Origin of the sequence: Anaerobutyricum hallii DSM 3353 (genome assembly GCF_000173975.1) — a bacterium.
GTDB lineage: Bacteria > Bacillota > Clostridia > Lachnospirales > Lachnospiraceae > Anaerobutyricum > Anaerobutyricum hallii.
In genome coordinates this window covers 67,756-80,030 of sequence record NZ_ACEP01000064.1, presented here as the reverse complement: position 1 = coordinate 80,030, position 12,275 = coordinate 67,756, and the positions used below count along the sequence as shown (strand labels likewise).

Sequence of the window (12,275 nt, the reverse complement as noted above, 5' to 3'; positions counted from 1 at the left end):
CATTAACTTTTTACAGTTCCGGATTTTCTAACAAATCTTCGATGCTGCATCCTAGTACTCTTGAAAGCTTGTAAAGGGTTCTCGCCTGTGCTTTATCAATATCATTTACTTTTTGCTCATACATTTGTATCGAACGAAGTTTTACACCTGAAAGTGCTGCAAGTTCTACTTGAGATATGCCACGATTTTCACGAATTGTTTCTAAATGAATTTCCTGTGTTATGCTCATATATTTTTTATTCATATCTTCAATGAAATGCCCTATATCCATTTCATGATATACGCTATACATTGTAACAATTTCTGAAAGAGGTATTCTTGAAAAAATATCTTTGAATCGTCTACAGGTAGCCCACTGATACTCTGCCAAAGCCCAACCAGCCCAATAGACTTCAGAACGTTCCTCAGAAAATATTTTTTCTGGAAATTTGTAATTCATATAAGCGTACATAATGATTTCCTGAGCCAGTTCTATCCCAGATATTCCTGAAACAATCGCTGGATTTCCACGCTCAAATTTGTCTGCATATCCAGATTGGACAAACAGCCTTGAAAATATATCTGCATTAAAACGACAATTGCTAATCGCATAATCAAAACATTCAGCCAGATTTTGCTTCGCATCATATAGATAAGATTCGCTGTATGCGTGAATCATTGTCCTTCATCTCCTCTCTGAGAATATCCAAAACAAAAATATCATTTTTATAGGAATGCCTGTTACGAATTTCTCTTCGATACGTTTCTCTCACATTAGAATCCCTTGCAATAAACTTAGGATAATAAACTGTTTTGTCTGCAAAATCAGCCCCGTCAAATGTCAGATTACGAAAAGATTTTTCAGAAATTAACACCGTCTGCGTTCCTAATCTACCCAGATGAAGAGCTTCGTTTAAACTGCGAAGAGGCAAACCATTTTGCACAAAAGATTCTGCAAAAGAAAAATAGGAATCATCCGCCCGATAGCCAATAATAACATCATAGGCTTTTAAATCAATAGAAAAATTCTCAATAATATAATCACAGGCATCTATTGCGATCTCATTAGAAAGACGAAATGTCCTGTTTTTTAGCAACAATGCCATCCAGTGTAAAATATTGTACTTTCCATCTAACAAATTCAATATATTTAAGGAATCTTGCTCAAGAACATATTTATTTACAAAACCATCACTGTTTTTCTTGCAAGCCCATTCCATAGCCATAGATAATTCCTGCGTACAATAAAAACCCCGTCCATAATCATTATTTGTTTTACCAAGTAAAAGATCCGGCTTTTCAATGATATGATCCGAGCCATGTAATAATTTAATTTTTCCCATGTATGCCACCTCCTTATAAGATATTATATTATTGTAATGATAGTACATCAACAAAAACATATAAAAAAGAACATAGTATAATATTATCAGTTCTTCCATCATCGCTATAAGAAAATGTGCTATCACATTTTCAAATTTGCTCCAAATCCACATCTGATAATGCATACTATGTTCTATCTTTTATAAAATAAATACTACTCAACAGTATTTTGAATATTCTCACTATATTTTTCAAAGCTTTTTTCTATTTTTTCCAGTTTGCGTGCATGCTCCTTCAATTCCTTTACTAATTTTTCTCTATCCTGTCGTTCCTTTTTATAATTGATACGATGTTCCATACTCGCCCAAAAATCCATGGACATCGTTCGAAATTGAATCTCTACAGGGAAATATTCCATACCATCAAGACAATAAACCGGAATACCTAATATAATATGATAACTTCGATATCCATTAGGTTTAGGTCCTGCAATATAATCACGTTCCTTCATAACAATTAAGTCTGTTTGACTTTTTAAAATCTCAACAAGATTATATATATCATTGACAAAATAGCAAATAACTCTTGCACCTGCAATATCCATAAGAAAATTTTTAGCATTAGTCAGTGACGGTTTCTTTTCTTTTTTTATCAATTTATCTTCAATGCTTTTTTTCGATTTAATCCTACTCTGGATATTATGAATTGGAACAAGATGCGTAGCTGATGATTCATATAAAGTATGATTTAATGTATCTAGACGGCTCAAAATCATCTGCATAGCATCTTCATAAGGTTTAATTAAATTATAATATTCTTTTTCGTTCATTGTAACAACATTCCTCCTCGTATCTTTTATCATTTTATTGGAGAAATGTGTTCAATGTATGATAGACTAATGACAGTTTTTTTACAGTATTCTTACATGATATAGATTTTCATAAAAGTTCAACAAATATTCCTACTTCTTGTTCATTAAGCTTCGGTAGCTGCTTAGCAAAATTATAAAGCAAACCCACTTCCGTTTTTATCGGGAACTTGCAATTATAATTACATTTCGCATTTTCTTCAATTGATTGTAACTGACATGATGCGTTTAACACAATATGTCCTGATATATCTTTTATAAATGATTCTATGATAATTTTAGGGCAGCTATCCGAATCTTCTTCCCCCTATGGATGTTCTCTCGTTTCCGCATATTCATCTAGTATATATCGTGCATAATTTGTTGCCTGCCTCTCTTGTCCAATCGGTGTCAGTTTTAATGCATTAATCCACTGAAAAAAATATTCTCTTCGCAAAAAGACGGCAAATTCTTTGCATGCTCTGCGAACTTCGCTGTCAATATCTTTATCAAATCGTAATCGGAGTCCTGTTCGATGCCCTTCTCTGGTCAAATCAATATTTTTCTCCCAGTCATCTATGGTCCATATATGCCACATTATAGCCACCTCATTATTTCTTCTGCCTGCTCTTTCACTGCATTTGCTTTTTCCCTTTTTAAAAGTTCTGTAAGTGTAATTTTTATTTTTCTTTTACATTCTTTTGTGCAGCTCTCCTCCTCCAAAATTAATTCAATTATAGACAAAACACTACACCGTATATGATAATCTGTATTCTTGATATAATTAAGGATTTCATCCAAAACAGCTCTCTCTCCGAAAGAATATTTGCCATACAGACAATTCAAGATACAATTATCATCTCGTTCCTTTTCTAATATAGCATTCAAATATCCAATAACTTCTGTCTCGTTTGTACACAAATGCTGTTGTACATAAATCCACGAATCAATTGCATAACTTCTTGCCAACCCATCTTTTTCCGATAAAACAGCTTTTTCAAGACTTTTTACCACGCTTTTTTCACAATAGCAACCTATAGCATCATAAGCTTCTGTTCTTACCAGCTCATTTTCTTCATGACATAATTGCAATAAAATCTCGATGGCTTCCTTCTGTTTTGCTGTATTTACAAAACGTGAAAGTACACTGGCAGTAAAAGTTTTGACTGTATCATCTTTATCAAAGGCGAACTTTTTTAAATCTTCAAAACACTCCTCTTTAAATTCTTCCTCTGATAACTCTTCATATTTTTGTATTAATGTCAGCTTTTCTTCGTCGGTCATGAATTCGCCTCTCTTTAAAATGTAAATTCATATACTCCCCTATTCGTAAAAATAGCTCCCTTATTTTTGGTTAGGAAAGTCGCACTATATATCGTCTCTTCTGGTTCATATTTTGCCAAAACTTTTCTTGATGGAATATCTATTACTTTCACATATTTGGGATTAGCAGCAAGGATTTTATTTCCCTCTAGCATTGTATGTCCATACAGTTCCCATGCCTCATCTGTAATAGGATATATTGGCACAAATCGTTTATTTTCCGGTTCAAAAGCTACATAATAATCGCCTACATATTTTGTGTATGTCTTTGCTCCTACTATTACTGTTTTTCTATCAAAATCTCTTCTTACATACCCCATAAAAACATACGGTCTTTCTCCCCATTCAAATTCGTATTTTAAATCTCCATTTTCATCAATATGATAGCAGAGTATTTTTACATAGCCTTCTATTTCCCTTCTCATATCTGTAAAAATATATAACCTATCTGCTACCTGTATCACATTTACAACTCTTCGTTCCTTATCTTTTAATATCTGCTTTGTGCTTCCATCTTTTATATCAAGACGGCGTAGACAAAAATTTGTGTCTGAATACCAATAATAATCTCCTTTATGTGCAATACTATCTGGTTGCAAATCCATTGCTCGCAAATAAAGTTTTTGTGACAAACGCTTTCCTTCCGGCATCTGATATAAATAGGCATGTCCCGATGTATTATAGACAAGCAATTGTTTCGTGTCTTTATCATAATAAAAATTACACATATTCGATAATTTATCTGATAAAAATATCTGTTCATATCCATTATTCATATCTAATCCTACAATTTGTGTCTGCAAGGTAACAAATAATAAGTTATCTTCTATTTTATTACCCTCATACGCTCTTTTCTTAATGATTTTCTTAAGCATTTTTACCCCTCAATACTTTCCGTTTTGATATAAACTTTCTGTTTCTCATCTATCAATTGACGTAATGCCGCTCTCTGATATTCTTTTGTCAAATCCTTTATTCTACTTGCCCATTTATCCGCATATGAGCTGCAATAAATGAACACTGTTATTCCCATCAATATGACAGGAATGTAATAATTATCTACAAATTTTAATACCCATAGCACAGGTAAAAAATAGACAGATTGTATAATATCTTTTTTAAAAACTTTCCTTTTATAAGTTCGGAAATCTTCTTCATTCCATACTCGTGTCTCTTTTAATTCCTCATTCCAAAACTCCCAGTCTGGCTTATCCAAGGCAAACCATCCCCAGGTTGGTGCAGTTCTTGAAAAATTCTCCGCCACATCTTCTCTGGTCAAGCCATACTGACATATAAACATAAATATTGTAAAAACAGCTACTGCATCTCGTATTTTTCTGGAATATATTATTTCAAATTTCATTTGTTCCTTACTTTAATTTTTATTTATATACATTTTCATTAAATACCTGGTATCTTTTATAGCAGTATGTATCTTATTTCAATTACCATATCCCTTGCTTTTCCTGCAAAATTTCTTTTCTCTATATAAGACACAATTAAAGTAAGGAAAGTGTGACACTTTATTTCAAACTTTTTAGCATTTTTATTAATTCTGACTCTTTTTCTGTACCAGACAAAGTAATAAGATATTCTCCATCCTCGTAATAATAAGAAGTTATATTCCCATCTTTAATCATATACAGCTCTTTACCATTTACCTGAACCTTTTTTCTTCCAGTTCCATCATAAGTAATATGTACATCTACATTTTCTTTAAAACCTTGCATAAAAGTAATATAATTATCATTTGTGCCTTCATAATAAACATCATACATAGTCGTAGGATTCTCTGTCTCATATAGTATATGATACCCTTTCGGTACATAGCCAAGATGCAGTTGCCGAAATATTTCTTCTGAATCTGCAATCTCTTTAGAACTGCGTATATGGATATTATCGTCGAAAAACTGAATGATAAGCTCCCCCACTTTTTCTCTCAAATCATCGTTTGCTAAAACAATTCCTGCATTCAATATTAAAATAATCGCTGCCACCAGCAAAATATGCCATCGTCTTTTCTTTTTTGCCTTTCTTTTTTCCTCATGAATCATCGCATTCATTTTCTGGATAAACGCTTTGGAATATTTGTAAGAATAATCTTTTGTTTTTTCTGTTACCTCTTCATAATCCTGTCTGGCAGCCTTCCTCGCTTCTTGCTCCAATAATTTTTCAAAATCCATATTCACAAGTATATCCTTTCTTTTGCATCCCTTTTTTCAGCTGTTCTCTCGCCCGACTTGAAATTTTTCTTACATTCGCAGGACTGGTCCTAAGAAGTTCTGCAATCTGGCGGCTATTTAACTTATTATGATATTGAAGATAAATAACTTCCCGGTAAGGATATTTTAATCCCTTAATCAGAGTATTTAAAAATTCTTCCGCCTCTTCTTTTATTAACTGGTTTTCTAATAAATTATACATTTCAACAGGCTGTTCAAAAACTTCTTCGTCTTCCGTCAATTCTATTCTCTTATTGCGTTTCAAAAAGTTATAGCACTTATTTTTTAAGATAGTAACAATATAATTCCATGTTCCAACTGAATCTTTTTCATCGATCCGGTCCAGATAATCTGTCAGCGTAAGAAAAGTATCATGAACTATATCTTCCGCCTCTATCTCACTTTTTAAAAGAATACTGGCAGTATAATGCATCCGATTTCTGTAATCCTCATAAAGCCTAACAAACTTTATCCTCTCCTCCTCGGTATCTAATGCCATTAAATATATCAACATGTATGTAATCTCCCTTGTATTTTGAAAATATCTTATCATGAGTGCTCTTTCTTTGTATATAAGAATCTTCTATTCACCAATTAACTTGTATTTTTTTATTAGATCCTTATAGGACTGATTCTTCTCTATCTTCTGAAACACTGGTGCTGTATCCTCTTTTGTCAAAACATATTTATCTGCAGTAACAAATGCCAAAAACAACATAATACAAATAAGCAAACGCAACCGAAAAAACAAAAAAGACGGGAGAGATTCATATTCCTCCTGTCTTTTTCGATTCGCAGTATATCTTTTATGTTGTTTTCGATAACTTCCTGTCCGGTAAGTGTAATTTTGATAATGCATATACTTTTCACCTTCCATCTTCGTCTCTACAAATATTATGAAGGAGACTCCAATTTCATTCTGAAAATATTAATTTGTTGACTCCAGTAACAAAATGTCAATAGTTTTTTAATCACTCTTTTCAAAAAGGCAAATAAATAGAACGTATAGTTTATTTCCATACGCTCTATCTCACATTTCATGTTAAATTTTGAATTCTACGAACTGGAGGTTCGTAACTCTATTCTTCCAACATAATAGTCTCTTCGTATGTCTGAACATCCTCTGTGGTCGGGTAAACAGAAAAAGAATATGCAAGATTATATCTTGGTTACTTGCTATCCCTGATACCTTATTCTTTCAACCAGCGTTTCCTTTTTCAGATTACTGCTTAAAACGCAGGAAAGTACAATCTGCAAAAGACCGACCAGCAAAATCATAGCAAGAATTGGTGTAATTGGAACATGATAGACATTCATTCCAAATATTCCATTATTCTTTGCATAGGAAAAAAGTGCATAGCCGAGCGGCAGACCAATAATCAAAGCTACGCATATGGTGCCAACCGTAAAAATCAGTCCCTGTAACTGCAGGCATAAATTTAATTGTTTATTTGTCATGCCCACAGCCTGTAATACACCATATTCCTGCTTTTTTGTCGTAATATTCATGATCATGGTGTTTGCCATATTCATAAAACCGATGAGTCCCACAACCGCCATAAACAGATAACAGCCAAGCTTCATCATGCGGGTTACTGATTCTGCAGATTCTAACTGTGCATGATAGGTATCCATTTTTATATGCGAAGTATTAGAAATCAAAGTATTCAGACTCTGTTCCACAGATGCCACATCTTTTTTATCACAGTCCACCCACAGATAGCCATAGGCTGTTCCTCTCGGATTCATGGAACGGTATACACCTTCTGGAATGACAAGATAAGTGTCCGCACTTACAAAAGATCCTGCAATCTTTCCCTGATAGGTATAGGTTCCACTTCCATTCTCAAAGTCAAATACAATAGATTCACCCGGAGCATATCCATCTTGTTCCATCCACGCCGACCAGCCAAAGAAAATATCACCATTCTTTACCGCCTGATCATAGTCCATAGAACCAATATCCCCATCTTGGCGCATAAAATCAAAATCCTTTTTACTCACAACAGCAGCCGGAAATCTTGTTCCGTTCAGATTTACAGAGACAATCTCTCTCGTCATAACATCTGTCACTCCCGGAATGCTTTTGATTTCTTCAATCAGCGAATCATTCAATGGATTATCCGTCAGAATCGTATCCAGATTATTCTCCGGATATCTTTCATCATACTCAGCAGAATAGTCAAGCTGCAGTTCAAATTGTCCATGATTAACGGAAAGACGTGCTTCATGCTCCGTATCAATATTTCCTACATAATTAGAGATAATCACAAACAATGCGCAGGAAAGCCCCAGTGTAAGGATGGTACCAATGGTTCTTTTTGGATTACCCGTTATATTTGCCATTGCCATAGAAAACATGGTGACATTTTTTCTGCTATTTCGTTTTCCTTTTTTTGTGTTTCTGCATTTTCTAAATACCGTGTTGCTTCGATAGGTGAAATCCGTGAAACAATTTTCATTGGTTTACGCAGTGCCAAAGCAACGGTAAGAAATGATACGAAAATACATAGAAGCATAATAGGCAGGGAAAACAGTGGCACCTGCTGATTTTGGACTCCCATAGAGCCAGTTCCGGTTGATACAAAGTTCCCCTGTTCTACCAGCCAGTTAAAACCGTATTTTGCAATCAGAAAACCAAGAAGCAATCCAACTGGTATTGAAGAAATTGTCAAAAAAATACCCTCTCTGAAGATTAGTTGTTTCATCTGCTTTTTTGTCGCTCCCAGAGCCTTGATTTTTCCATACTCCTGTATCTTGTTGACAATACCGACCTGAAAAATATTATAAATGACCACAACAGAGAAAAGTACAATTGCAAGAATCAGAATTCCGCATACCGCAATCGTTTCATAACTTGGCTGCAAGACCCATTGCAAATAGAGATCATTGACTATAACGTTTTTTTCTTCGATCCCACAAGCTGCTGCAATCTGCTTTATAACCGAATCAATATTATTCATAGATACATTTGCAGAATCATTTAAAGTAAAATAAATATTATACTGTCTGTCATTCTCTGCGACGTGCTCATCATAAAACTCCTGTGACCCGAAAGCAACATAAGATGCCTCGATGGTATACTCATCCCGATCATATAGGATTCCGCTGACAACAAATTCTTCCGGCTTATATTCTGACTGCATCCCTGCGCGGTAATCCAGTGTAACCGTATCTCCGATCTTTACATCACCATACCCCATTGCACGAAAAAATGCTCTTCCTGCGGCAATTTCCTGCATTTTTTCCGGATACTGTCCTTCCTTCAACTCATATTCTTTATTATAAGGAAGCATTTTTCTTGCAGTCTCATCCATGCAGACAAACCCGCCTTTTTCATTGCCTTTTATGATACCTTCGGTGCACATAGTGCCTGTAGCATCTATTTCCGCACGGCGGTTTACTTCTTTTAACTGCGATCCGTCTGCGGAAATAAACAGACCATAATTGCTTCCATATGATCCTGCCGCCTGACTTTTCTGTAAATGAATTACCCCATTTCCCACAGTACTGATGATAACAAGCAGCATCGTGGTCAGACAGATTGCCATCATGATCAGTATACTTCTTGTCCTGTTCCTTTTGTCATTGCTATATGCAATCCTGCTTATTGTCTTCATCTGAAATCCACCACCTGTCCGTCCTCAATCACCAGAATACGGTCAGCGACCTGTGCAATTTCGTCATCATGGGTAATCATTACAATTGTCTGTCCATATTTTTTTGCTGTCATCTTAAGCAGAGCGATTACCTCATCACTGGTCTTAGAATCAAGATTTCCTGTCGGCTCATCTGCAAATATAATTTCCGGACGATTCACCAGTGCTCTTGCAATTGCTACTCTCTGCTGCTGTCCTCCGGATAACTGATTTGGCAGATTATAAATCCGGTTTTCAATCCCCAGAGTTGCAATAATATCATTTACATACGCTTCATCCACTTTTCTTCCATCCAGCCCCAGTGGCAGTACAATATTTTCCCAGACATTAACAGATGAAACCAGATTAAATGCCTGAAAAACAAATCCGATTTTTCTTCTGCGGAAAACAGCAAGGGCATCTTCCTTCATCCTGTATAAATCTTTCCCTGCTAAAGTAACACTGCCTTTTGTCGGGGTGTCTAGCCCTCCAAGCATATGAAGTAATGTACTTTTACCGGAACCTGACTTTCCAACAATTGCGACAAATTCTCCCTGCTCAATCTGAATGTCCACCTGATCGACCGCTTTGACCTGATTCTCACCTGCTCCATAAAACTTACAAAGCTGCTTGGTTTCTAATATCACACTCATGTGTTGCCTCCTTTTCATCCTACATCCAAATTGTATCAGGGCAATCTTTCATTTCACTTTCAAAAAACGAGCAGAAGTCTTACAGAATTGTAAGATTTCTGCCCACTTAAAATTTAACCAACATATGGTAATTGAATCACAAACGTGCTTCCTTTTTTCTTTTTGCCGGAGGTTACCGTAATCGTACCTGCGTGTTTTTCGATAATTTCTCTCGATAGAAAAAGTCCGATTCCTGTACCGCTCTTTTCCATGACCTCCTTGGAACTTCCTCTGTAAAATCGTTGAAAAATTTTGTGATACTCATTCTGCGGAATACCAATTCCCTGATCCTCAATTTCCATTCTTACAAGATCGTTTCTTTTTTGTAACCGGATAAATATTTTTGAACCACACGGACTGTACTTGACCGCATTATCCAGAACGTTGATCACAGCTTCACCAAGCCACCTTTTATCCTGCATAATCGTGCATGTTTCCAGCTCTTTTTCATAGTCAAAAACGAATTCCATTTCTTTCTCATCCGCTTTAGGATAAGTGCGGTTCACAGCAGATATGACAGTATCCATAAGTGGAAGTTTTTTCTTATTAATCTGAATCAGTCCAGTTTCCATCTTGGATATTTCAAGAAGCGACTGCAATAATGTCTCCAGTCCATCCAGAGCACTCCGACAACGGATACGAAACTCCTCCTGTTCTGTGGCACTTAAGTCATTCTGCATCAGCACACTAAAACATGTATCCAAAGCTGCAACCGGTGTCTTTAACTGGTGAGAAATATCAGAAACCATTTCTTTCGTGTTCTCCTTTTCTGCCCTTGCTTCTTCCTTTATCAACTGAATATGATGTCCGATTGCTTCAAGCTGGTCATTCAATTTTTCCAGTTCTGCATGATTTTCCGTTTTCAGTAAATCATCAAATTTATTTTCTCGGAATCTGATCAGAATTTCTTCCAATTGGTCTAAAATTTTCTGATGACACGCATCTTCTTTTTTCTTCCAATAAAGTAAAAAAGTCAAAAGAAGCACGCATATCACAGTGCTTACAGCACCGGTCACCATAACCTGATGCCGAAATTGCGAATAAAATGCATTCCCTTTATTCCCCCAGTATCCATATTGCTCCAATAATCGCCTTCCCTGTTCGTTAGTTTCAATATCCTTATCCTTAAGTAATTCCGAAACAGCATCCAGCCCGGAAAATTCTTCCTTTGCAGCAATCTCTGTCATAAGATTCATTTTATATTTATAATCTTCATAAAACATATACGTGGTAAAGCAATTTAATATTGCAAACAATACTATAACAGGCAATACCAAGGAGAGCACTACTGTGATCTTCTTGCGATATCTCTTTGTCACTGCCTTACCTCCTGATTCCATATATACCCAAGACCTCTGATATTCTTTATATAGACCGGTGCAGCCGGATTGTCTTCGATTTTCTCACGGAGTCTTCTGATATTGACAGCGATTGTATTTTCATCCACAAAATCCCCTTCCAGATCAAACACATTTTCCAATATTTGTGTTTTTGAAAGAATCTGTTTCGGATTCTGAAGAAAAAAAGTCAGCATTTTCAACTCCGTTTTTGTCAGACTGATTTCACGACTCTTTATCAGGACTTTCATTTCTCCTGCGATAAATATGATATCTCCCGAAATCATCTTTCCGGCTTCCGTTTTCTCCTGTCTGCGGCGGAAATGTGCTTCTATTTTCAAAAGAAGTACCGAAAGACTAAACGGCTTTGTAATATAATCATCTGCCCCTGCTTCATATCCCATGACCTGATCCATCTCCTGATCTAGTGCTGTAAGACAAATAATGTATGTATTATAATTGCATCTCATCCACCTTACAAATTCCAGTCCATTCCCATCCGGAAGATTCACATCACAAATGGTAACATCCACATTATTATCACTTGCAATTCTTTTCGCTTTTTTCACTGATTCTGCTGAAAAAACCTCATATCCGGATTTTTTCAGTGAGAATGTAATTCCACGATTTAAATTTTCATCATCTTCAACCACGAGTATACCTGGCATAGCATATGCACCTCTCTTTATTAACTATATATATTTAATATCAGAGTAGATATTGTTTTTATAACATCACAGTATTGGATATTTTCCACGAAACAATTTTTACTCTAAAATTGATTCCACATTTTTTCTATTTCTCTGCTTTCAGATAGATTTTTAAGTTCTGTATTCACTTTCTCAACACAATTACCAACAAAATTATCATCATTATGTCTACCGTCTTGAAGTGATATTTTTCCATTCAAATCA

General features: G+C 35.4%; 14 protein-coding genes. All 14 read right to left on the bottom strand.

Going from position 1 to position 12,275, the window contains the following annotated elements; all coding sequences use genetic code 11:
• Nucleotides 1-10: 10 nt before the first annotated feature.
• The gene (locus tag EUBHAL_RS05940) at nucleotides 11-658 is read right to left on the bottom strand and encodes a helix-turn-helix domain-containing protein (protein ID WP_005346418.1); all 648 of its coding nucleotides are present in this window, start codon (nucleotides 656-658) and stop codon (nucleotides 11-13) included.
• Nucleotides 624-1,322 (bottom strand): DUF3990 domain-containing protein, encoded by a 699-nt coding sequence (locus EUBHAL_RS05935; protein WP_022170758.1) that lies wholly within the window; start codon nucleotides 1,320-1,322, stop codon nucleotides 624-626. The genes EUBHAL_RS05940 and EUBHAL_RS05935 overlap by 35 nt, the downstream gene beginning before the upstream one ends.
• A gap of 194 nt (nucleotides 1,323-1,516) precedes the next feature.
• The gene (locus EUBHAL_RS05930; protein WP_022170759.1) at nucleotides 1,517-2,131 is read right to left on the bottom strand and encodes a GTP pyrophosphokinase; all 615 of its coding nucleotides are present in this window, start codon (nucleotides 2,129-2,131) and stop codon (nucleotides 1,517-1,519) included.
• A 346-nt stretch (nucleotides 2,132-2,477) separates the two neighbouring features.
• Nucleotides 2,478-2,747, bottom strand: a complete 270-nt coding sequence (locus EUBHAL_RS05925; protein ID WP_005346411.1) for a hypothetical protein — start codon at nucleotides 2,745-2,747, stop codon at nucleotides 2,478-2,480.
• Nucleotides 2,747-3,433, bottom strand: a complete 687-nt coding sequence (locus EUBHAL_RS05920) for a HEAT repeat domain-containing protein (protein WP_005346408.1) — start codon at nucleotides 3,431-3,433, stop codon at nucleotides 2,747-2,749. Before EUBHAL_RS05920 ends, EUBHAL_RS05925 begins: the two co-directional genes overlap by 1 nt.
• Nucleotides 3,434-3,447: 14 nt before the next feature.
• Nucleotides 3,448-4,347: a hypothetical protein gene (locus EUBHAL_RS05915; RefSeq protein ID WP_005346404.1), complete on the bottom strand. Its 900-nt coding sequence runs from the start codon at nucleotides 4,345-4,347 to the stop codon at nucleotides 3,448-3,450.
• A 2-nt stretch (nucleotides 4,348-4,349) separates the two neighbouring features.
• Nucleotides 4,350-4,772 carry a hypothetical protein gene (locus tag EUBHAL_RS05910; RefSeq protein ID WP_167534390.1) on the bottom strand — a complete coding sequence of 141 codons (423 nt, stop codon included), beginning with the start codon at nucleotides 4,770-4,772 and terminating at the stop codon, nucleotides 4,350-4,352.
• A 223-nt stretch (nucleotides 4,773-4,995) separates the two neighbouring features.
• A complete protein-coding gene (locus EUBHAL_RS05905) occupies nucleotides 4,996-5,655 on the bottom strand; it encodes a DUF4367 domain-containing protein (protein WP_005346402.1) in 660 nt (219 codons plus the stop codon).
• The gene (locus EUBHAL_RS05900; protein WP_022169746.1) at nucleotides 5,645-6,208 is read right to left on the bottom strand and encodes an RNA polymerase sigma factor; all 564 of its coding nucleotides are present in this window, start codon (nucleotides 6,206-6,208) and stop codon (nucleotides 5,645-5,647) included. Before EUBHAL_RS05900 ends, EUBHAL_RS05905 begins: the two co-directional genes overlap by 11 nt.
• 662 nt (nucleotides 6,209-6,870) lie before the next feature.
• Nucleotides 6,871-8,040 (bottom strand): ABC transporter permease, encoded by a 1,170-nt coding sequence (locus tag EUBHAL_RS05890; RefSeq protein ID WP_242648750.1) that lies wholly within the window; start codon nucleotides 8,038-8,040, stop codon nucleotides 6,871-6,873.
• Nucleotides 8,028-9,314, bottom strand: coding sequence for an ABC transporter permease (locus EUBHAL_RS05885; RefSeq protein WP_005346372.1), 1,287 nt, complete (start codon nucleotides 9,312-9,314; stop codon nucleotides 8,028-8,030). Before EUBHAL_RS05885 ends, EUBHAL_RS05890 begins: the two co-directional genes overlap by 13 nt.
• Nucleotides 9,311-9,985 carry an ABC transporter ATP-binding protein gene (locus EUBHAL_RS05880; RefSeq protein ID WP_044922198.1) on the bottom strand — a complete coding sequence of 225 codons (675 nt, stop codon included), beginning with the start codon at nucleotides 9,983-9,985 and terminating at the stop codon, nucleotides 9,311-9,313. Before EUBHAL_RS05880 ends, EUBHAL_RS05885 begins: the two co-directional genes overlap by 4 nt.
• 113 nt (nucleotides 9,986-10,098) lie before the next feature.
• Entirely contained in the window at nucleotides 10,099-11,364 is a 1,266-nt protein-coding gene (locus EUBHAL_RS05875) for a sensor histidine kinase (RefSeq protein ID WP_005346367.1), read from the bottom strand.
• Nucleotides 11,340-12,029, bottom strand: coding sequence for a response regulator transcription factor (locus tag EUBHAL_RS05870; protein ID WP_005346366.1), 690 nt, complete (start codon nucleotides 12,027-12,029; stop codon nucleotides 11,340-11,342). The genes EUBHAL_RS05875 and EUBHAL_RS05870 overlap by 25 nt, the downstream gene beginning before the upstream one ends.
• Nucleotides 12,030-12,275: the final 246 nt, after the last annotated feature.

What these genes read in the sequence shown, in the direction of transcription:
- EUBHAL_RS05940 (WP_005346418.1), bottom strand. Translation starts at nt 658, where the DNA reads ATGATTCACGCATACAGCGAATCTTATCTATATGATGCGAAGCAAAAT.
- EUBHAL_RS05935 (WP_022170758.1), bottom strand. Translation starts at nt 1,322, where the DNA reads ATGGGAAAAATTAAATTATTACATGGCTCGGATCATATCATTGAAAAG.
- EUBHAL_RS05930 (WP_022170759.1), bottom strand. Translation starts at nt 2,131, where the DNA reads ATGAACGAAAAAGAATATTATAATTTAATTAAACCTTATGAAGATGCT.
- EUBHAL_RS05925 (WP_005346411.1), bottom strand. Translation starts at nt 2,747, where the DNA reads ATGTGGCATATATGGACCATAGATGACTGGGAGAAAAATATTGATTTG.
- EUBHAL_RS05920 (WP_005346408.1), bottom strand. Translation starts at nt 3,433, where the DNA reads ATGACCGACGAAGAAAAGCTGACATTAATACAAAAATATGAAGAGTTA.
- EUBHAL_RS05915 (WP_005346404.1), bottom strand. Translation starts at nt 4,347, where the DNA reads ATGCTTAAGAAAATCATTAAGAAAAGAGCGTATGAGGGTAATAAAATA.
- EUBHAL_RS05910 (WP_167534390.1), bottom strand. Translation starts at nt 4,772, where the DNA reads ATGTTTATATGTCAGTATGGCTTGACCAGAGAAGATGTGGCGGAGAAT.
- EUBHAL_RS05905 (WP_005346402.1), bottom strand. Translation starts at nt 5,655, where the DNA reads ATGGATTTTGAAAAATTATTGGAGCAAGAAGCGAGGAAGGCTGCCAGA.
- EUBHAL_RS05900 (WP_022169746.1), bottom strand. Translation starts at nt 6,208, where the DNA reads ATGTTGATATATTTAATGGCATTAGATACCGAGGAGGAGAGGATAAAG.
- EUBHAL_RS05890 (WP_242648750.1), bottom strand. Translation starts at nt 8,040, where the DNA reads ATGGCAAATATAACGGGTAATCCAAAAAGAACCATTGGTACCATCCTT.
- EUBHAL_RS05885 (WP_005346372.1), bottom strand. Translation starts at nt 9,314, where the DNA reads ATGAAGACAATAAGCAGGATTGCATATAGCAATGACAAAAGGAACAGG.
- EUBHAL_RS05880 (WP_044922198.1), bottom strand. Translation starts at nt 9,985, where the DNA reads ATGAGTGTGATATTAGAAACCAAGCAGCTTTGTAAGTTTTATGGAGCA.
- EUBHAL_RS05875 (WP_005346367.1), bottom strand. Translation starts at nt 11,364, where the DNA reads ATGGAATCAGGAGGTAAGGCAGTGACAAAGAGATATCGCAAGAAGATC.
- EUBHAL_RS05870 (WP_005346366.1), bottom strand. Translation starts at nt 12,029, where the DNA reads ATGCCAGGTATACTCGTGGTTGAAGATGATGAAAATTTAAATCGTGGA.